Here is a 19,226-nt window from a genome sequence, read left to right on the forward strand (position 1 = left end):
CACATGGAGTGTGAGCGGTCACACGGCAGGAGCGGAAGGGCCCTTTGCCGGATTGTTACGTGCTGATTTCAGCCGTGGCGCGGAGGGGCGGTCGACTCGCGCACGATGAGGCGGGGTGAGGTCAGCTCGGTCTCGGGCTGCGGCTGGCCGGTCAGCTCGGCCACCGCCGCCAGGAAGCACGCCCGCCCCAGCCCGACGAAGTCCATCCGTACGGTGGTCAGCGCGGGGATCCAGAAGGCCGAGCCGGGAATGTCGTCGAACCCGACGATGCTCACGTCACCGGGCACGTCCCTGCCCGCGTCGTAGAGGGCGCGGCGCACGCCCTGGGCGATGTCGTCGTTGCCGCACAGCACCGCCGTGACGTCCGGATCACCGGCCAGCCGCTGCCCGGCCAGATAGGCGGCCCGGATGTCCCAGCCGGAGCCGACCACCTCGGGGATCTCGGCCCCCGCCCGCGACAAGGCGTCGCGCCAACCGGCCTGCCTGCCGCTGGAGCGCCCCTCGGACGGGATCGCCACATGGTGCACGGTCCGGTGGCCCAGAGCCAGCAGGTGCTCGGTGGCATCGGCGGCGGCACCCCGCTCGTCCAGCGCGATCGTGACCCGGCCCGTGTCGGGCGCCACCGGCTCGGTCGCGGCGATCGCCGGTATGTCCGCCGGCAACGCCTCCAGCACCGCCGTACCCGCCGGGTCGAACGCGATGACGACCAGGCCGCCCGCGCTCGGGTCGCTCACGTAGTCGACGGTCTGCTTGATCTCGGCGGGCGAGTCCGACTCCACGACCCTGACCCCCACGGCCAGGCCCTCGGTCCGCGCCGCCTCCTCGATACCCTGCAGTGTGGACGCGTAGCCGTACAGCATGGTGTTGGACGTCACCACGGTGATGCCCGGAGCGCGCCCCAGGCCAAGCGCCCGCGCGGCCCGGTTGGGCCGGAACCCCAGCGTCTCGATGGCCGCGCGCACCGCCGCCCTGGTGTCGGGGCGCACCCGCGGCGAGTCGTTGAGCACACGCGAGACGGTCTGGTAGGAGACGCCCGCCGCGGCCGCGACGTCGCGAATGCTGGGCACGGCCCCTCTGCGGGCGCCGGAGCGCGGCTCGCGCCGAGGGCTCGGACTCACGATCACATCGTAAGGCTCCGCCCCGGCTCGCCTGCCCGCTGGGAGCCGTCGTCGGGTGGTGTGGCGGCCGGACGGGTGATAAATACCCCTATGTACCGGACAATGTTGGGATGCGGCAGCGCCGACCGGCAGTCCGGAGCGCATCATGGGGGCAGACTCGCCGTGCTCGGCATCGGCAGAGGAAGGAACGCGCATGGAGGTGGTGTCGGTAGGCACCGTGACCGACGGCACGCTGGAAGTGGTGCTGCGCGGCGACATCGACTTCACGAACGCGGCCTGGGTGCGGAGCACGGTCTCCGCCGCCGTACTCGACCAGCGCCCTTCCGTGGTGTGGATCGAGATGGGCGAGGTGGCCTTCATCGACTCCTCCGGGATCGGCGTGCTCGTGGACGCGATGAAGGCGTCCGCCGAGGTCGAGGCGGCCTTCAGCGTGCGGCACCCCACATCTCGAGTCTTCGACCAGCTGCGCATCACGGGGCTGCTGTCCGCGTTCGGTCTGGCCTGAGGAGGGCCGGGCTGAAGACGGCCGGGCTGAAGAGGGCAGGGCTGAAGAGGGCAGGGCTGATGAGGGCTGGGCTCCGCCGTGGTCTCCGCTCCGCGGCCCCGCCCTGTCCTGCCCGCGCCGGTCGGGGCGGACGAGCCGATGAGTGAACCCGCCGAAACCCTGGAGACGCGGTACGACTTCGACTTCGGCACGCTCGTCCTGCTGCGCCGGTTGGTGGAGCGGTACGCCGCGCGGCACGGTCTCACCGGGCGAGACCTGTACCGGTTCGTGGTAGCGGTCAACGAGATCACCACCAACGCGGTGCGCCACGGCGGCGAGCGCGGGCGACTCAGCCTGTGGCAGACCGGCGGCCGACTCTACTGCCGGGTCACCGACAACGGCCCGGGACTGGCGCGGCCGGACTCACAGGGCCACCACGCCGTACCGGCCGACAGCAGCAGCGGCCGAGGCCTTTGGCTGGCCCGGCAGTGCGTCAGCCGGCTGACCATTGAGAGCGACGCCAACGGCACCATCGTCACTCTGGAGGCCGCCGCCTCGCAGCCGGACCGTCCCTGAGCTAGATCCTTTAGTCGCTCGGTTGCCGAAAGTGGCATTCCCTCCGGCTGCCGAGACGGAACGGAAGGCGAACCTGGTGGTCGTCTGGCCCTGTCAGGCCCGGAGGGAGGATGCCGGTGTTCGAGCTCGCGGCCGAAATTGATCAGTTCAATGTCATAGCTTGACGCTACGATCTTCCACATGCTGGACCAAGAGTCGGGAAATGCCCACTCCTTTCAGGTTGACCTGCGAGGACTTGTTGATCTCCTGTCGCACCACCTTTATTCCAGTCCACGCGTCTACCTGAGAGAGCTGCTGCAGAACGCGGTCGACGCGGTGACAGCGCGGCAGCGGATGGACCCGACGGCATCCACCGCCATCCGGATCACTTTGAACGACGCGGGGCTGCGGATCGATGATCCGGGTATCGGTTTGACGGAGGCGGACGTCCATCGTTTCCTCGCGACCATCGGCCGGTCATCGAAGCGCGATGACCTGGAAGGGGCTCGCCGCGAGTTCCTTGGCCAGTTCGGTATCGGCCTCCTGGCCTGCTTCACCGTCGCCGAGCGGATCCAGGTGATCAGCCGTTCTGCCACCGTCCCGGATGCGCCGGGCATTGAGTGGCTGGCCGCGTCCGATGGGACGTACTCGGTCCGGCGGCTTGCGCCGCATGAGCACGCCGTTCCCGGAACGACCGTTTCCCTGACGCCACGAGCGGGAGCCGAACGGTGGTTCGCCCCGGACGTGGTCACCGACCTTGCCCGCGACTTCGGTTCGCTGCTGCCATACGAGGTGACGATCGACACGAGTGGGCGGACGATCCGCACCACGGACAGCCCGCCGGTGTGGGACCGCTCCTACGATTCGGCCGCCGCACGCCGGGTCGCGCTGATCGAGTACGGCGAGCGCGCGCTCGGCTTCACCGCGCTCGACGTCGTCGAGCTCGACGTGGAGCTGGCCGGGATCAGGGGCGCCGCCTACGTGTTGCCGCAGCCGGCGAATCCGGCCGACAGCGGCCGCCACCGCGTCTACCTGAAGGGCATGCTGCTCAACGACGCGACCACCGGCCTGCTCCCTGACTGGGCGTTCTTCGTCCGCTGCGTGATCGATACGGACACGCTGCGCCCGACCGCATCGCGTGAGGGTCTGTACGAGGACGAGACGCTGGTCGCGGTCCGCGAGGCGCTAGGTGTCCGGCTGCGGGACTGGCTCACCGGGCTGGCCGCGCAGGAGCCGCAGCGCCTGGCCGCCTTCCTCGCTGTGCACAGCCTCGGGGTGAAGGCGATGGCCAGGCATGACGCCGAGCTGTTCCGGATCATGCTGCCGTATCTCACGTTGGAGACGACCGACGGTCAAGTCACGTTTGCCGAGGTCGCCAGGAAACACCCCGTGGTTCGGATCACGCCCACCGTTGAGGAGTTCCGGCAGATCGCGCCGATCGCGGCCGCCCACGGCGTGGCGGTCGTCAACGGGGGTTACACCTACGACAGCGAGCTGGTCGCGCTGCTCCCTGATGTCATGCCGGGAGTGGTGGTCGAGGAGCTCGGTTCGGACGTGGTCACCGCCGCGCTCGACCCGGTTGACAGCGCGAATGAGCTGGCCATGGCCGGGTTCATGGCGATGGCGCGCTCCACGCTTGACCCGCTGGGCTGCGATGTGATCCTTCGCGCGTTCTTTCCGGCATCGGTGTCCGCTCTGCATCTGGACTCCCGCGAGGCACGCAACGAACGAACCCGCGCGGAGGTCGCCGCCGACGCGGATGACCTGTGGGCCGAGATCCTGGGGGCGCTCAAGTCCGCTGAGCCTCGCGCGCAACTCGTACTCAACCACCGCAGCCCGGTGGTCCGCCGGCTTGCGACGATCAGCGATCCCGCACTCCTCGTCACCGCCGTCGAGGCGCTGTACGGCCAGGCGCTGCTGATGACGCATCGGCCCCTGCGGTCGGTCGACACCGCACTGCTCAACCGCGCCTTCGACGAGCTGCTCGGCTGGGCCTCCCAGAACGTGACCGAATCCACTGAAGAGGATGGCAAAGCATGAACGTCGCCGAGATCCGCGACGCCCTGCGTCAGACCTACGCGCTGCCGAGCGGACGCCAGAAAGCCGAACGCCTGGAACTGCTCGCCACCGCGGCCAAGGCGGTCGAGGACCGGTCGCTGGAAGCCGAGGTGCTGCTCACTCTCATCCAGGCCTACGAAGACGGCGCCGAACGTGACCGCATGCCGGTCGCGTTCGGACGGCTCCTGCAGATTCACGACGACTTCCCAGCCGAGGTGGGCACGTTCAGCCATAACATCCACTGGGAGCTCAAGTGGATGAGCTACTACCTCGTCCTCAACCCGGCCGTGCCGCTGGCGACCATCCACCGCTGGCTCGACGAGCTGCAGAACCGCTATCGGCAGCGCGGATACAGCCCGCGCCCGGTGCTCAGCCTGCGTTCGCTGCTGGCGCAGCACCTCGGCGACGACGAGACGGCAGCGGCGGCGATGGAGTCGTCGATCTCCGCTCCACGCGACCAGATGGCCGACTGCGAAGCCTGCGAGGGCAACGACTGGGGCACGTGGCGCGTCATGGCGGGTGATGACGCGGGGGCGTTGGACCACTGGGCGCCGCTGATCGACGGCGAGTGGTCATGTGCGGAGGAGCCGCACAGGGTCCTGGCCAAGGCACTGCTTCCCCTGCTGCGCACCGGGCGAACCGAGGACGCTCGCAGCGCCTTCCTCAGGGGATACTCGCTGGTCCGCCACGATGTCAGCCTGCGCGAGTCGGTCGGCTACCACATCGAGTTCTGCGCCCTGACCGGCAACGAGGCGCGTGGCCTGGAGATCCTGAACGAGCACGCGTCCTGGCTCATGAATCAGCACGAGGACGTCTCGCAGCGGGTCGGCTTCGTGAGCGGTGTCGTCGTACTGCTCCGCCGCCTGGCCATGCTGGGCCACGGTGGCATCCGGATCGGCGAGCTGACTCTTGAGACGACTCTCGCCAGGTTGGAACAGGAGATCAGCGAGCTGTGCGCCCGCTATGACGCGCGCAACGGCAGCAGCGTCTTCAGCGAGCGCGTCGCCAAGCGCCTCGCCCAGGAGCCGTTGGCGGATCGGCTGCCGCTCGGCGTCCCGGCGACGCTGCCGCAGCCGGCCGGTCGTGCCGTACCGGTCCCGCCGAAGGGCACCGATTCGAGCCTCGACGGCCTGGTCGCAGAGGCGCGGCGCCTGTCGGAGACTCGCCATCCCCACGCCGACAGAGCGTGGGAACGCGTCGCGGCCAGTGAACTGCCGCTGCCCGAGATCGTTGTCGCGGAGGTCGAGTACGCCAAAGTGCTCTCCCTGCTGGACTCGGACCCCGGCGCGGCCTACGACGCGCTGCTGGCTGTCGCCGAGAGCTTCGACCGGCTCGCCGACACTGCCAAGGCTCTGGAGGCCCGCGCCGCCGCGGCCCTGGCGCGCTTCCAGACCAGGGACCAGACCGGAGGCGAGGCATTGGCGGAAAGCGTCATGGCGCAGGCGGAAAGCGCGTACGCGGCCGGAAAGCTCACCTCGCGCGAATACCTGAGCGTGCGAAGAGCCGGTCCCCTCATGGCAATGGCGGCGCTGGGGCAGCAGGAGAACCCGGCCGAGGCCGAGCTCAAGGCCACCCATGCGCTGCTGGAGGCCGAACTCGCCGTGGCGGTGAAACTCGCGGTGACCGAGCGCATGGCCATGTATCACGACCTGCTGGCCCGGATCTCCTTCCCGCTCGGTGATGAGGACGGCGCGCGTGCCCATCTGCAGGCCGCCGTGGCGGGTTATCTCGAAGCCGGGCAGCCGTGGCGCGCCGCGAATCCCGCCTCCCTGCTCAGCGAGCACGCCCTCGGGAGCGACGATCCGAAGGCGGCCGAGGAGTTCGCGTCGAAGGCGATCACGTACGGCGCCGATCTCGTCCCGCACGACCAGACCGCCCAGCTGAGCTCCCTGCTCGTCGAGGCCATCTCGAGACAGCCCGGCCGTGAACACGACCTGGTCGGAGCGGCACTGACCGCGGCCGCCCGCTGGAATGGCCTGTCCGAACCCGACACCCTGCACAACACGTTCACGGCGGCGCGCGCCTATCACCGTCTCGAGAGGCATGCCGAAGCAGTGGCACTGTTCGAGGACGTGATCCCGAGGGTGGAGATCCCTTACGACGCACCGGTCATCGCGATGACCCGCGGACAATACGCCGCATCACTGGGCGAGCTGGGCCGCCACCGCGAGGCTGCTGAGCAGTTTCTCCAAGGTGCGGAGCTGGTCCAGAATGATTCGGACCAACGAGCCATGCATGCCGAACTGGCCTGGTCCGCCGCCCAAGCTCTGCAGTATTCCGGACAGACCGCAGAAGCGCTGGCCGCCTATCAGCGGGCGGCCGCGCTCTGGACCGAACTCGGCGAACTCACCCCGCGCGTACGCTGTCTTCGGTCGGCGGCCTGGTTGCTGCGCTATATGGGCGAGCCTGATTCCGAGGAGCACCAGGATGCGGAGCGGCCCGGCGTCGCCGAGATGCGTGCGGTCCTCGCCGAACTGGTAGGGCTGGCCGAGCACAGCCCGTCCGAGGAGGTGCTGGCGGAGCTCGCAGAGACGCAGAGGCAACTCGAGCAGATGATCACGGACAGCTTCGACGAGTACGACGACGTCGACTAGCGCGCGGGCACTGGCACGCCCTCACCGACCGCCATGATGATGCCCCGACGCCGTCGCCCGGGATCATCGGCAGCTCCCGCTTGACCAGTACAGCTCGACCGCGACGTCGAACTGGTCGCCGTGCCGTTCTCCTTCGTCGACGCCATTCACCCCGGCATCCAGTGGGTCTACGCTGTACGCACGGGCAACGGGCAGCTGCTTGCTCATGGTTTTGGAAGATCTCGACCCCTGCCTGTTTCCGAAACCCGTTCCGCACCCGCTGACCGCGCACCACGGTGAGCACTCGCCGTAAGGGAAACCCAGATGCCCCTCACGCTCCCGCAGTTCACCATCAAACCGCATCCTCACCTGCGTCCTGATGCCGAGCGGCAGCAGATTCTGGCCGCGCCCGGCTTCGGCCGGTACATGACAGATCACATGGTCACCATCAAGTGGACCGGCGAGGCGGGCTGGCATGACGCCGCACTGGGCCCATACGCCCCGCTGACCATCGACCCGGCCGCCACGGGACTGCACTACGGCCAGTCGATCTTCGAGGGGCTCAAGGCGTACCGGCAGCCGGACGGTACGGTCGCGCTGTTCCGGCCCGAGGCCAACGCGCACCGCTTCCAGGCGAGCGCCCGCCGGATGGCCATGCCGGAGTTACCCGTCGAGCTGTTCATGAAGGCATGTGAGCTGCTCGTGAGTCAGGATCGGTGCTGGGTTCCCGACGCCGATGACCATTCTCTGTATCTGCGGCCGCTGATGTTCGCCACCGAGAGCACGCTCAGCGTCCGGCCCTCGGCCGAGTACCTGTTCCTGCTCATCGCCTCCCCGGCCGGGTCGTTCTTCCCCGACGGCATCAGACCCCTGTCGGTGTGGATCGCCGAGGACTATGTACGGGCCGCCCCGGGTGGCACCGGCGCCGCCAAGTTCGCCGGGAACTACGCCGCCGCGTTCCTCGCCCAGAACGACGCCGCCGAGCACGGCTGCGACCAGGTGGTCTGGCTCGATGCGGTCGAGCGGCGCTGGATCGAGGAAGTGGGCGCCATGAACCTCTTCTTCGTACGCGGCCACGGCCCTGCCGCCGAGATCACCACCCCCGCCCTCACCGGCTCACTCCTGCCCGGGATCACCCGCGACTGTGTCCTCACCCTCGCCCGCGACCTCGGCCACCCCGTCAGCGAGAGCCGCATCAGCCTGGAGGAGTGGCAGACGGGCGCGGCGGACGGCTCGATCACCGAGGTCTTCGGCTGCGGCACCGCCGCTGTCATCACCCCCGTCGGCCGGGCCCGCACCCGCACCACCGCCTGGCAGATGGCAGACGGCCGGCCCGGTCCCCTCACCCTCGGGTTGCGCGAGAAGCTCATGGCCGTACAGACCGGCCGTGCCCCCGACCCGCACGGCTGGGTGCACCATCCGCGCACGACAGCGCACTGACCTGCGCGAAGGACGCCATTCCCTGGGGTGGGCTCCCATGTGCACGGCTCTGTCGCCGTCGGAGAGTGCCGTCCGGAGACGCGGTACGGCTTCGACTTCGGCACGCTCGTGCTGCTGCGCCGGTTGGTGGAGCGGTACGCCGCGCGACACGGTCTCACCGGGCCGGACCTGTACCGGTTCGTGGTGGCGGTCAACGAGATCACCACCAACGCGGTGCGCCATGACGGCGAGCGCGGGCGGCTCAGCCTGTGGCAGGCCCGGCAGTGGGTCAACCGGCTGACCATCGAGAGCGATGCCAACGGCACCACCGTCACCCTGGAGGCCACGCCCCCGCAGCCGGACCATCCCTGAGCAAGATCCTTAGCGATGCACAGCGTCATCTTCGATACGTTGAAAAATATCCGCGTCGGTCTCACGCTGCCACTCGGGAAGGTCCTCCCAATCGGCCACATAGGACGGCTTCGGAGTTTCAATGTGCTTATGGATTTGAGCGATCCAGCACAGGGCCACGAAGCGGCCTCTCTGTTCGCGGGTCAGCTTTGCGGTGCTGCCAGCACTAACCTCGACGAAGGTCCGCACTTGGATGTAGACAGCGGCAGCAGCTTGGCGTTCCCACGCGGGCGTCTCTTCCCACGGAGCGACGTAGGAAGACTTGGGCTCGCCTGGGTAGTGCTTGTTCACCCCAGCGATCCATGCTTCGCGGAAGGCGCGGCCCTGCTCGTCCGTCGCAGTCAGCATCATGATCCTCTCAGTGTTGGGCGGGGGCCGACAGACGGGTGATGCGATCGTTCAACTGGACCACCCGCTTGTCGGCGAGAAGGGGTTGGAGCTGCTTTTGGATGCCGTGAAGCTTGCGGCCGACGTATCCGGCGGATTGCGTCTGCTCGGCCACGTTCACGGCGCGCCCCGCGTGATGCAGGAATTGATCCATGTTGCGGCGTTGAATGCCGAGGGCTGCCAGGTCGGTGAGGAGGCTGCCACGGCGCCGAAGCGAGGTGGCCTGGTTGAGTGCCGCGAGGAGTGATGCCTCGGCGAGGTCTGTCTGGCCGAGAGTGAGGTAGCAGGTACCGCGTTCCTCAGCCAGGCGGGAGCCGTCGAAGCGGAGCCAACCTCCAGGGCTGACGGGACCTGCGAGGTCGAGAACCTGGTCGGCGGTGTCGAGGGCGCGTTCACAGCCTGCTCGGTCGCCGTCTCTGGCAAATGCCTCGGCCTGTACGGCGGCGACCCAGTGCCGTGTGGACAGTTGGCTGTCGCCCTGCTCGGCGATGCGGGCAGCCGCCGAGAGCACCGCGGTGGCCTCGGGGTATTCATGGTCGTACATGTTGACGAACGCCTGGCGAGTGAGGGCGCAAGCCCAACGGTCGTAGCAGCGAGCTTCGCGGCCGGCGGTCACGGCCATGGTGTAGCAGTAGGTGGCGTCGGTGTAGCGGTTGCTGTCGAAGCAGATCTCTCCCGCAAGCTGGAAAAGGTCACAGGCCAAGACGCACAGTTGCCGGCGGGCTCGCGCTGAACGGGCCTGGTCCAGCTGCTTGATGAGAAGCTTGAGCTGGTCATGGACCAGCGGGTAGACCAGGCGCTTCGACTTGGACAAGGCGAAGACCTGCCAGAGGTGGCTGCTGAGCAACGCGTGCTGTTCTAGGTCATCGGCTTCGTCGGATTGGCCAGCCCAATCCTGGATGTCGGCGTTGGCCGGCGGGGGAAGCACCATGAGCGTGCCCGCGATGCTCAGCAGGCGGAGGAGTTCGCGACGGTACATGTCGTCAGCTTCACCCCTCTGTTGGGGTTCAGTCACGACCTGGCCGATGACGACCGGTGTCGAGGTGGAGGCGAGAGGGCTTCTCGGGTTCTTCACAAAGAACCAGGAGATGATCCAACTCGTCCGCGGTGACCTTCAGAAGATCGCAGATCTTGGGCCGGATATACGGGCAGGGCTCGGTCTTCCCCAGCTCCCACCGTCCCGCGGTGGTCCGGTCGATCCCAAGCTGATCAGCGAAGTATTCCTGGCTGTAGCCGAGCGCCTTCCTTCGATCGGCGAGGCGTCTGCGTTTGCCCGCCACAGCGCACCTCCGCCCACGTGTGGTCCCGTCAAGGGCAGCGTACGGGACGTGCCCGCTCAGCGGCTGCGATGCCGCATAGGTGCCGCATGGATGCGTCACTGATGCCGTGGCCTGCGCCGTTGCCGCGCGATTGGCTAAGGGGGTGCTCGCCGGAAATTCGATCGGAGGAGATCAGATGCTCGTCGCACACCCCGAACGCAATCGCCTGCCCGCAGACCTGTTCCCGGGATCGCCAGGCATCGACGTGGAAGCGGCCGCATGAGCCGCCGCTGCCCTCCTCGCGGCCATCGGCGCGAGGCCACTGACCGGACGCCGGCCCGGATGGTGGCCGGGTTGGCGGAACTGCTCAGCCGCCCGGCGTGGGAGTTCGCCGCCTTCCCCAATCGGGAAGGGCAGCACGAACTGGTGCTGGCCCGTGATGCGCCGTTCACCTCGCTGTGGGCGCACCATCTGGTTCCGTTCTCGGGTGTAGCGCACGTGGGGGTGCTTCCCGCCACAGGGAACGCCGGATGAACGGGGGTGGCGACGGTGATCCGGCCCGACGAGACAAGCAAGACGTCGCCCGCTCTGCTTGCGGGATCGCGAGATCACGCTGCGCAACTCGCGCCGTGCGCTCCTCATCGGCGGCGACGACGGAGATCAGAGCACGGGTGGGGAGCGGGAGTGTCTCGACTGCCTCGGAAGCGGCCCGGCCGTAAGGAGCGGGAGATGAATCCGATCATGCTGGCGGCGGCATCTGGCTTTCCGCAGAGCCAGGAGGAGAGTGAGCTGCTCGTGCGGTTGCGCGACGCGCTCACGAGGCTCGGCGTCAATGCCGACCTGCGGGACAACAACAGCGCGCTTCTGGTGCGCAAGCCTGAGCCGGGGCTGCCGGTATGGGTGTTCATCGGGTACGGCGGCGCGTACTTCTCCTGGCAGAGCGCTGAGAAGCGGCATCCGGTCGATGACGTGGAGGGTGCGGCGAACGTCTTGGCGGAGTACATCGCCAAGTAACAGGCGGGCGCGGCGGAGCGGTGAGTCCCCGTTCGGAGGGGACAGGGCAGGTCCTTCCCCGTCTCGTCGCGCCTCATCGTCCGGCAGGTGGTCGAGCCCACACCCCTGGAAGGGTCGCCCCCCTCCCTCCGCGACTGCCTGCCGGGCCTTCTCCTGCTTGTCCGCGCGTGGCCGAGATGGACAAGGACGCCCGCGGCCACGACGCACGGTACGTTCCTCGGCGACCATCTGCCCGTACAATTTGGGGTGGCTTCCCGTCCCACCGCATAGTGCTGGACGCCGTCGATCTCGATGACTACCCGTCGCCGGCCCCGGAGCATGCCCAGGCGCAGGTTCAGGTAGAGACGATGTGCCTGTAGCAGATGTTCAATACCTCGAGACTCAGATAATCGTCGTTGTCCCGGCGTAGCCCGAGGCTCCGGGTGAGACTGGCCACTTGGGGGAAGGCATCCAGGGGGTCGGGACCCAGCGCAATAGTGGCGGCCGACAGCGCGTTGCGCTTGCGGTGCAGGTCATCTACCTGTGTCTGCGTACCAGCTATGCCGATCTGGCGGCCGTACTCGTCGGACAGGGCCCGCAGCCGGTGCACAAGGAGCTCGATCTCCGCTTCTGGTGGCCGGGCGTCGATGGCGGCCAAGGCGGCCTCTGTGAGGGGAGTGCGCAGGTCGGCGGTGGACAGGCCGATGGCGATGAACATCCGCAGCATCCTGGGCACCTGCTCTGGTCCGGGGTGGTGGACGATGTCGCGGATCTGCGGTGCCCGGGTGAGAAGTTCCCGCATGTCCGCGTACGGCAGTCGGACGGCGCCTTGACGCGCAGGACGGGACGGGCGGATCCGGATGGGCGTCCACACCGAGTCCATCCAGGCGTCGTCGGTCTCGATGCCGGTGACCGCCTCGGCTAGGGTGAAGGCCGCGGCCTTCCACGATGCGCGCCAGTCCCCGTCATCGATCCCCAGGGACCTGCTCCATCGGCGGGCGTCGTCGAGGCCCTCCTGGTCGTCATGCATGTCGGCGGGGTCGAAGGCCACGGTGATCGCCGAACCGGTGGCGTAGGAGAGGTTCGCGTCCGTGCCGGCGCACCAGGTCAGGTTGAGCCCCTCACCGGAGCCGCAGGCGTCGAGCAGGACGTCATCGTGTGCGCCGATGGTGCTGTCCGGTTCCAGCACGATGATCCATTCTCCTTGCCTGCGCAGCAGGACCACCGGTTCTGGCTGCCCGGCCAACCGGAGCGCCAGTTGGTCGGCGAGACTGGTGACCTGGCCTTGGGCTGCGTCGGTGGGCTCGCCGTTGAAGGCCCGAACGACGTCCTCGGGTTCGGCGCCGCGAACCCACGTAACGCAGATGTCCTCGTCCAGCAATTCCCACACGTCATCCGCAGCCACGGCGGCATCGATGTCCACCTCATCATCTCCCGCATGTGTGGTGAGAAGGCCCGCGAGGCTCAGTGACCCCGCCGTCCCGGGAACGTGATCAGCCCGGCGGGCCCTCCCTGGGCTCCTCACCGTAGTACAGCGACCGGTAGGCGTCCGTGGAGTCCCACAGCGTCCTGATCGGCCGGACCAGCCGCGGTAGTCCCGGCCACTCGAAGATCGTCATGTGGAAGCGGCGGTTGGCCTCGGCCATCTCCAGCACGTCACCCGCCGCCGCTGCCCGGTCGACCTCGGCCTGCGCGCGCTCGGCCGCCGCCGGCCCGGCGTCGGTGAGGCCATCCGTATCGAGATCAGGAATCTCGTGGTTCACGACGACGCCGAAGGGCTGGCGTCGCGGTTGCCGAAGCTCAGCGACGCCGAGCGGGCCACCGTCGCCGCGGGATCCACATCGAACCGCGCACCGGCGTCAGCCCTTGACCGCGCCGGCGCTCAACCCCTGGATGAGGAAGCGCTGGACGTACGCGAAGAGCACGACGACGGGCGCGACGGCGATCAGGCCCCCGGCGGCGAGAGCGCCGAAGTCGGAGCCGAACTCGCCCAGCAGGTAGCTCAGCCCGACGGGCACGGTGAACCGGTCCTGCGAGCTGATGAACATGATGGCGAACAGGAAGTTGTTCCACGCGCTGATGAACGCGAAGGACCCGACGGCGACGATCCCGGGCTTCAGCAGCGGCAGGACGACCGCGCAGAACGCCCGGATCCGGCCGCACCCGTCCACCTGAGCCGACTCCTCCAGGGTGACCGGCACATTTCTGATGAAGCCCGCCATGAGGACGAGGGAGAGCGGCAGGTGGAAGACGGTGTCGGCGATGATCAGGCTCCATAGGCTGTTCGTCAGATAGAGCCCGTTGAAGATCTGGAAGAGCGGGATGAGCATCATGGCGCCCGGGATGAACTGCGTGCACAGCATGATGACCAGGAAGACGTTCTTGCCGCGGAAGGTGAGGCGGGCGAGCGCGTATCCGCCGAGCATGCCGATCACCGTCGACACGACGAGGCTGGCGACCGCGACGGCGATGCTGTTGCGGAAATAGACGCCGAAGCCCGAGCCCTCCCAGACCCTGCTGAAGTTCTCCAGGGTGATGGGCCACGGTACGAGGGCCGTGGAACCCGCCGGCCGGAAGGCGAACAGCACCATCCAGTACAACGGGACGAGCGTGAAAAGCAGGAACAACGTCAGCGGCAGCCACAGCATCAGACGGTCGCCCATCGAGCGCCGTCGCTTGCGGGCCGCGTGCGCGCCGGTCGCGTCCCGCCGGGTCGGTGGTTCCGCCGGGACTCGCCCGACGTCGTCGCGGGTGGCGAGGCTCACTTGCCCTCCTTGGAATCGCCGGAGCTGATGCGCAGGTAGACCATGGACGCGAAGGTCAGCAGCAGGAACGCCGTGACGGTGAGCGCGGAGCCGTAGCCGAAGTCCTGGTCGTGGATGGCGGTCTGGGCCACGTAGAGCGGCAGTGTGGTCGTCGAACCCGCCGGGCCGCCGGCGGTCATCGTGTACAGCAGGTCGACGTTGTTGAACTCCCACACCGCCCGCAGCAGCGTGGCGATGACCACGGCCCTGCGGATGTGCGGCCAGGTCACCGCCGAGAAGCGGCGCAGCGGCCCGGCGCCGTCGACGTTCGCGGCCTCGTACAGCTCCAGCGGCACCGACTGCAGGTCGGCGAGGATGAGGATGGCGAAGAACGGGATGCCCTTCCACAGCTCGGCGATGACCAAGGCCCAGAAGGTCGTGCCGGGCTCCGACAGCAGGGAGGTCCCGTACTCGCCGATGCCCATGGACGCCAGGTAGTGCCCGATCCCGGTGGTGGGGTTGTAGAGCAGGATCCAGATCGTCGTCGTGAGGATGCCCGACACCGCCCATGGGCTGAAGGCCAGGGCGCGGGCCAGCCCGCGGCCCACGAAGGTGCGGTTCAGCACCAGCGCCAGCGCCAGGCCGAGCACGAACTGCAGCCCCACCTCCACGAACACCCACTGGGCGGTGAAGCGCAGGCTCCGCCAGAACAGCTCGTCGGCCAGCAGTGCCCGGTAGTTGTCCAGGCCGGCGAACCCGTCGTCGAGGGGCCGGGTGAGGTTGTGGTGGCGCAGGCTCTCCCAGAAGACGCTGAGCACGGGATAGAGCAGGAAGACCAGCACCAGCACGACGGCCGGCGCGATCAGCAGGTACGCGTGCCCGGCCCGGGACCCGGTGGGGCGGCGCGCCGCGGACGGGCGGCGCAGCGGTTCGGCGGTCGTGGAGCTCATCCGTGCTCCTTGTCGTACTTGCGCTTGGCCGTGGTCAGGGCCCCGGCCGCGGCGGTGAGGAAGTCACGGGGCGTCAGGCTGCCCTGCAGCACCTTCTGCCACTCCGGAAGCAGGTCCGTGACGGTGATGGAGGTGAATTCCGGCAGGTAGTAGGGCTGTTCCAGGGTCACGACACCGGGCTTCGCGGCGGCGTCCAGCGCGGCCTTCATGGCGGCGTTCTCGGTCACCCACTTCTCTTTCGCGACCGTCTTGTTGCCCGGGAGGTATCCGGACTTCTGGGCCCAGAAGCTGTTGCCCTCGGGTTCCATCGTGTAGGCGAGGAACTTCCAGGCCTCCTCCTGGTGCTCGCTCTTCTGGAACATCGCGAACCCGGTCGTCATCCAGCCGGTCAGCACCTGGTTGTCCGGACCGGGGAAGGGCGCGACGGCGCCGACCTTCTCGGCCCCCAGGGCGGCGACGTGGTTGGGGTAGGAGCCGATGCTGTGGCTCAACATGGCCGCGCCGCCGTTGCCGAACTGGGCCACCATGGTCTTGAAGTCGGCGGTCAGGTCACTGCGCGCGGTCTGCTTGCCGAACAGGGCAACGTACTTCTCACAGGCGGCGATGACCGCGGGGTCGTCCAGCGTGGAGGACCCGTCCTCGCGGAAGAACGTGCTCACGCCCGCGCGTGGATAGACCATCTGCACGAGCTGGCCGAAGAAGCCGTTGCCGCCGCGCAGCGTGTAGCCGAAGCGGCCGGAGGAGGCGTCGGTGAGGCGGCTCGCGGCCGCGTCGAAGTCCGCCCAGGTGGCCGGCGGCTTCAGCCCGGCCTCCTGGAACCAGTCGGCGCGATAGTAGATCACGTCGGCGAGGCTGGTGGTGGGCGTCAGGTAGAGCTTGCCGTCGGGGGCGGCGGCCCGGGAGGACTTGAGCATCTGCTCGGAGATCTGCTGTTCGAGGCCGGCCTTCTTCAGGCGTTCGTCCAGGGGAGCGAGCGCGTTCTGGGCCACCAGGGCCGCGAGGTCGGACGCCTTCGGGGTGAGCAGGTCGGGTGTGGAGCGTGTGGCGATCGCGGTGTTGATCTTCTGCATGTACTGGTCAGTGGGCAGGCCCAGGTAGTTGATGCGGATGCCAGGGTTCTTGGCCTCGAACATCGAGATCAGCTTCTTGAGGTTGGCCGTGCGCTCCGGGCGGGTGTCGGTGTCCCACAACTGCAGCGTGACGGCGCCGCCACTGCCGCCGCCTGAGTCGCCGCAGGCGCTCACCGCGGATGCCAGGCCCATGGCGACGCCGGCCTGTGCCGCCGTCCGGATGAAGCCGCGCCGGGACAGGGCGTGCCGGCCGAGGACCTCGGCCGGATGCTGCTGACGAGTCATGGGTCTTTCCTCTCGTTCACCAAGAACTGCGCTCCGCTGTGCGGTTGCCATACGGTACATGAGATATGAGATTTAGGGTATGGTCGGTTCTATACAATGGGCCATGTGCCCCACGATCACCGGACGGCGAGACGGAGCGCCGGTTACGGTGGTCGACGACAAGTGAAGGAGTGCGGGTGAGTGAGACAGCGTTGGGCGCGATCAAAGCGTCTTCCAGGACGGCTCTCGTCCTCGAAGCGCTGCGTCGCGGCATTCTGAGCGGCGAGCTGCCGGCCGGGCGGGCCCTCGTGGAGGTGGAGCTCGCCAGCCGTTTCGGTGTCTCCAAGACTCCGGTGCGCGAGGCGCTCAAGACGCTCAGCGGCGCCGGCCTGGTCACCATCAGCGAATACACCGGGGTGACGGTCCGCAAGGTCGACGAGCGCCTCACGCGCAGCGTGTTCGACGCCCGGTGCCTGATCGAGCCGGCCGCGGTGCGGCGAAGCGTCGAGGCGGGACTGCGCGACGGCGGCCGGCTCGCCCGCGAGGCCCTGCGCAAGTCGGACGAGGCCACGGACGAGGTGACCCGCAGCCTCGCCAATCGCGACTTCCACCGCGCCCTCTACGCCGACTGCGACAACGAGGTGCTGGTCGGCGTGCTCGACCAGCTGCGCGACCAGACGGCCCTCATCTCCGTCAACGTCTGGTCCCAGCGTCCCTCCTGGGAGGACGAGGCGCAGGAGCACCGGCAGATTCTCGAGGCGGCACTGAACGGGCAGGCCGACGAGGCGGCCCGGCTCGTGTTGCAGCACATCAGCGTGTTCCAGGAGCGGGCGCTCCAGCAGATCAAGGAGGCCGGCAATGAGGTTCGGTGAGCTCTCCCGGGCCCTGCGCGACGTCGTCGCGATCCCGGTCACGCCCTACGCCGACGGCGTCCCCGACCTCGCGCTGTACCGTTCGCTGCTGCGCCGCCTGGTCGACGCGGGCGTCAACGTGATCACCCCGAACGGCAACACCGGCGAGTTCTACGCCCTGAGCGCCGAGGAGCGGCTTCAGCTGATCACGGCCGCCGCGGAGGCCGTGCGGGGAGAGGCGCACCTCCTGGCCGGGATCGGCCTCGACGTCGCCACCGCCGTCGAGGAGGCCCGCCACGCGGCGGCGCACGGCATCCGGATGGTCATGGTCCACCAGCCGGTGCACCCGCACGTGTCCGCCCAGGGCTGGCTCGACTACCACAGGGAGATCGCCGACGCGGTGCCGGACCTGGCCCTGGTCCTCTACCTGCGCAACGCCTGGGTGGACGGCCGGCTGCTGGCGCGGCTGGGCGACCTGTGCCCCAACGTGATCGCCCTGAAGTACGCCGTCACGGACGTGAACCGCTTCGCGCAGCTACGCGCGGAGACAGGCCCCGACCGGTTCGTCTGGATCGCCGGGCTGGCCGAACCGTACGCGCTGTCCTACGCCGTCCACGGGGCCGAGGGCTTCACCTCCGGGCTGGTGAACGTCAACCCCGCCTTCTCACTCCGGCTCAGGGACGCCCTGCGCGAGGAGCGCTATCCGGCGGCGGAGCGGATGCTCCACGACATCTCGCGGTTCGAGCACCTGCGCGCGGTCGACGGCGGAGCCAACAACGTCAGCGTCGTCAAGGAGGCGATGCACCAGCTCGGCCTGTGCGACCGCGCGGTCCGGGCGCCGAGCACCGTCCTCGGCGAACCCGAACGGCAGGAGGTCGCGCGGATCCTCACCGAGTGGGCGAAGGCCGACGACCTCGGGCCCCTGCCCGTGGCGGCGTCATGAGGATCAGCGGTCTCCGCTCGTTCGTGCAGCGCGTCGGCGAGCGTCCCCGGGTGCTGGTGCGCGTCGACACCGATGAGGGCGTCAGCGGCTGGGGCGAGGCCTACAACCATGGTCCCGACCTGGCGCTCGGCCCCCTGCTCGACTACCTCGGGGGGCAGATCAAGGGTGCGGACCCGCGGCGCGTGGAATACGTGTCCCAGCTCCTCCTCCGCACCGCCAGGTTCCCGCAGGGGGCGCTCGGGCTGGCGGCGATCGCCGCCATCGACCACGCGCTGTGGGACATCACCGCCAAGGCGCTCGGCGTACCCGTCTACCAGGTGCTCGGTGGCGCCGTACGGGACCGGGTGCGCGTCTACTGCGGGCTCTACTCCGCGCCCGACCCCGACGAGTGCCGCCGCCAGGCCACCGAGCTGCATCGGCGCCACGGATTCACCGCCTTCAAGCTGAGCCCGTTCCGTACGGACCTGCACGCCAGACGCTGGGGCCTCGTCGTCGCCGAGACGGCGGAATGGGCTCAGGAGATCAGGCGGTGCTGCCCGGAGGAGTTCGACTTCGCCTTCGACGCGCACGCCAAGATCTTCGAGCCCTACCAGGCGGTTCAGCTCGGCAACGCCCTGGAGCCGATGGACCCGCTCTTCCTGGAGGAGCCGCTCCGCCCGGAGCACTTCGCCTCCTGGGGCTACCTGCGCCAGCAGTTGCGGGTGCCCCTGGCCACCGGGGAGAGCCTGTACTCCCCCCACGAGTTCCTGAACCTGCTCACCCACGGGGGCGCCGACATCGTCCAGCCGGACATCTGCGTGGTGGGCGGCATGTCCCAGATGCGGCGCATCGCGACCCTCGCCGAGACCTTCAACACCATGGTGGCGCCCCACAACCCGATGGGGCCGCTGGCCACCGCGCACAACGTGCACTTCGCCGCGGCCTGCAGCAACTTCTCGATCCTGGAGTACAAGCCGGAGACGACGAGGTGGTGCCCGGACCCGTACGTGCCGGTCGACGGGCACCTGGAGCTGCGGCCCGACCGGCCCGGCTGGGGCATCACCATCGACGAGGACGCCCTGGCGGAGGACGATTACGTGCACTGGGAACGCCGGGTTCCCGTCCGGCCGGACGGGTCCCTCGCGTTCTGCTGACACCGCAGCCGCCG

21 protein-coding genes are annotated in these 19,226 nt (G+C 68.7%); 11 read left to right on the top strand and 10 right to left on the bottom strand.

The genetic code is table 11. The annotated features are described in order from the left end of the window. Positions 1 to 68: 68 nt before the first annotated feature. Positions 69 to 1,118, bottom strand: a complete 1,050-nt coding sequence (locus AB0B64_RS40225; protein ID WP_357952742.1) for a LacI family DNA-binding transcriptional regulator — start codon at positions 1,116 to 1,118, stop codon at positions 69 to 71. 193 nt (positions 1,119 to 1,311) lie between these two features. Here AB0B64_RS40225 and AB0B64_RS40230 point away from each other — a divergent pair, with 193 nt between their 5' ends. The 4 genes from AB0B64_RS40230 (at position 1,312) to AB0B64_RS40245 (ending at position 6,809) form a co-directional block, all read left to right on the top strand. Continuing rightward, positions 1,312 to 1,623 (top strand): STAS domain-containing protein, encoded by a 312-nt coding sequence (locus tag AB0B64_RS40230; protein WP_357952741.1) that lies wholly within the window; start codon positions 1,312 to 1,314, stop codon positions 1,621 to 1,623. A gap of 138 nt (positions 1,624 to 1,761) precedes the next feature. Then, a complete protein-coding gene (locus tag AB0B64_RS40235) occupies positions 1,762 to 2,178 on the top strand; it encodes an ATP-binding protein (RefSeq protein WP_357952740.1) in 417 nt (138 codons plus the stop codon). Between the two features lie 180 nt (positions 2,179 to 2,358). Beyond that, positions 2,359 to 4,197 (top strand): HSP90 family protein, encoded by a 1,839-nt coding sequence (locus tag AB0B64_RS40240; protein WP_357952739.1) that lies wholly within the window; start codon positions 2,359 to 2,361, stop codon positions 4,195 to 4,197. Continuing rightward, complete coding sequence (locus AB0B64_RS40245) at positions 4,194 to 6,809, top strand: hypothetical protein (RefSeq protein WP_357952738.1); 2,616 nt, start codon at positions 4,194 to 4,196, stop codon at positions 6,807 to 6,809. Before AB0B64_RS40240 ends, AB0B64_RS40245 begins: the two co-directional genes overlap by 4 nt. A 63-nt stretch (positions 6,810 to 6,872) precedes the next feature. Here the strand turns inward: AB0B64_RS40245 and AB0B64_RS40250 are convergent, their stop codons facing one another. Next, positions 6,873 to 7,016: a hypothetical protein gene (locus AB0B64_RS40250; RefSeq protein WP_357952737.1), complete on the bottom strand. Its 144-nt coding sequence runs from the start codon at positions 7,014 to 7,016 to the stop codon at positions 6,873 to 6,875. 96 nt (positions 7,017 to 7,112) lie between these two features. Between AB0B64_RS40250 and AB0B64_RS40255 the strand changes: the two genes are divergently transcribed. Together AB0B64_RS40255 and AB0B64_RS40260 are read left to right on the top strand one after the other, a co-directional pair. After that, positions 7,113 to 8,228: a branched-chain amino acid aminotransferase gene (locus AB0B64_RS40255; RefSeq protein ID WP_358184553.1), complete on the top strand. Its 1,116-nt coding sequence runs from the start codon at positions 7,113 to 7,115 to the stop codon at positions 8,226 to 8,228. A gap of 39 nt (positions 8,229 to 8,267) precedes the next feature. Then, positions 8,268 to 8,579, top strand: a complete 312-nt coding sequence (locus tag AB0B64_RS40260; RefSeq protein WP_358184556.1) for an ATP-binding protein — start codon at positions 8,268 to 8,270, stop codon at positions 8,577 to 8,579. A gap of 9 nt (positions 8,580 to 8,588) precedes the next feature. On the opposite strand, the gene AB0B64_RS40265 is transcribed toward AB0B64_RS40260, so the two are convergent. From AB0B64_RS40265 to AB0B64_RS40275, 3 genes are read right to left on the bottom strand one after another with little or no spacing between them, the layout of a single operon-like run. After that, on the bottom strand, positions 8,589 to 8,969 hold the full coding sequence (locus AB0B64_RS40265; protein WP_358184559.1) for a hypothetical protein: 381 nt from the start codon (positions 8,967 to 8,969) through the stop codon (positions 8,589 to 8,591). A 7-nt stretch (positions 8,970 to 8,976) separates the two neighbouring features. Beyond that, on the bottom strand, positions 8,977 to 10,080 hold the full coding sequence (locus AB0B64_RS40270) for a transcriptional regulator (protein ID WP_358184848.1): 1,104 nt from the start codon (positions 10,078 to 10,080) through the stop codon (positions 8,977 to 8,979). After that, entirely contained in the window at positions 10,013 to 10,384 is a 372-nt protein-coding gene (locus AB0B64_RS40275) for a helix-turn-helix transcriptional regulator (RefSeq protein ID WP_358184562.1), read from the bottom strand. The genes AB0B64_RS40270 and AB0B64_RS40275 overlap by 68 nt, the downstream gene beginning before the upstream one ends. 159 nt (positions 10,385 to 10,543) lie before the next feature. Between AB0B64_RS40275 and AB0B64_RS40280 the strand changes: the two genes are divergently transcribed. Then, the gene (locus tag AB0B64_RS40280) at positions 10,544 to 10,798 is read left to right on the top strand and encodes a GTP cyclohydrolase I (RefSeq protein WP_358184565.1); all 255 of its coding nucleotides are present in this window, start codon (positions 10,544 to 10,546) and stop codon (positions 10,796 to 10,798) included. A 195-nt stretch (positions 10,799 to 10,993) separates the two neighbouring features. Continuing rightward, positions 10,994 to 11,278, top strand: coding sequence for a hypothetical protein (locus AB0B64_RS40285; RefSeq protein ID WP_357952732.1), 285 nt, complete (start codon positions 10,994 to 10,996; stop codon positions 11,276 to 11,278). A 334-nt stretch (positions 11,279 to 11,612) separates the two neighbouring features. Here AB0B64_RS40285 and AB0B64_RS40290 read toward each other — a convergent pair whose 3' ends face one another. The 5 genes from AB0B64_RS40290 to AB0B64_RS40310 all read right to left on the bottom strand — a co-directional run bounded on the left by AB0B64_RS40290 (position 11,613) and on the right by AB0B64_RS40310 (position 16,306). Beyond that, positions 11,613 to 12,680 (bottom strand): DUF6461 domain-containing protein, encoded by a 1,068-nt coding sequence (locus AB0B64_RS40290; protein ID WP_358184568.1) that lies wholly within the window; start codon positions 12,678 to 12,680, stop codon positions 11,613 to 11,615. A 70-nt stretch (positions 12,681 to 12,750) separates the two neighbouring features. Beyond that, on the bottom strand, positions 12,751 to 13,020 hold the full coding sequence (locus tag AB0B64_RS40295) for an FCD domain-containing protein (RefSeq protein WP_358184571.1): 270 nt from the start codon (positions 13,018 to 13,020) through the stop codon (positions 12,751 to 12,753). A 96-nt stretch (positions 13,021 to 13,116) separates the two neighbouring features. Further along, positions 13,117 to 14,022: a carbohydrate ABC transporter permease gene (locus tag AB0B64_RS40300; protein WP_358184574.1), complete on the bottom strand. Its 906-nt coding sequence runs from the start codon at positions 14,020 to 14,022 to the stop codon at positions 13,117 to 13,119. Beyond that, the gene (locus AB0B64_RS40305; RefSeq protein WP_358184577.1) at positions 14,019 to 14,951 is read right to left on the bottom strand and encodes a sugar ABC transporter permease; all 933 of its coding nucleotides are present in this window, start codon (positions 14,949 to 14,951) and stop codon (positions 14,019 to 14,021) included. Before AB0B64_RS40305 ends, AB0B64_RS40300 begins: the two co-directional genes overlap by 4 nt. After that, on the bottom strand, positions 14,948 to 16,306 hold the full coding sequence (locus AB0B64_RS40310; protein ID WP_358184580.1) for a sugar ABC transporter substrate-binding protein: 1,359 nt from the start codon (positions 16,304 to 16,306) through the stop codon (positions 14,948 to 14,950). The genes AB0B64_RS40305 and AB0B64_RS40310 overlap by 4 nt, the downstream gene beginning before the upstream one ends. Before the next feature lie 176 nt (positions 16,307 to 16,482). Here AB0B64_RS40310 and AB0B64_RS40315 point away from each other — a divergent pair, with 176 nt between their 5' ends. From AB0B64_RS40315 to AB0B64_RS40325, 3 genes are read left to right on the top strand one after another with little or no spacing between them, the layout of a single operon-like run. Beyond that, positions 16,483 to 17,157, top strand: coding sequence for a GntR family transcriptional regulator (locus AB0B64_RS40315; RefSeq protein ID WP_357952726.1), 675 nt, complete (start codon positions 16,483 to 16,485; stop codon positions 17,155 to 17,157). After that, on the top strand, positions 17,144 to 18,079 hold the full coding sequence (locus AB0B64_RS40320; RefSeq protein WP_358184583.1) for a dihydrodipicolinate synthase family protein: 936 nt from the start codon (positions 17,144 to 17,146) through the stop codon (positions 18,077 to 18,079). Before AB0B64_RS40315 ends, AB0B64_RS40320 begins: the two co-directional genes overlap by 14 nt. Continuing rightward, positions 18,076 to 19,212, top strand: a complete 1,137-nt coding sequence (locus AB0B64_RS40325) for a mandelate racemase/muconate lactonizing enzyme family protein (RefSeq protein ID WP_357952724.1) — start codon at positions 18,076 to 18,078, stop codon at positions 19,210 to 19,212. The genes AB0B64_RS40320 and AB0B64_RS40325 overlap by 4 nt, the downstream gene beginning before the upstream one ends. Positions 19,213 to 19,226 lie beyond the last annotated feature (14 nt).

Source organism: Nonomuraea sp. NPDC049129 (assembly GCF_040648495.1).
Taxonomy (GTDB): domain Bacteria; phylum Actinomycetota; class Actinomycetes; order Streptosporangiales; family Streptosporangiaceae; genus Nonomuraea.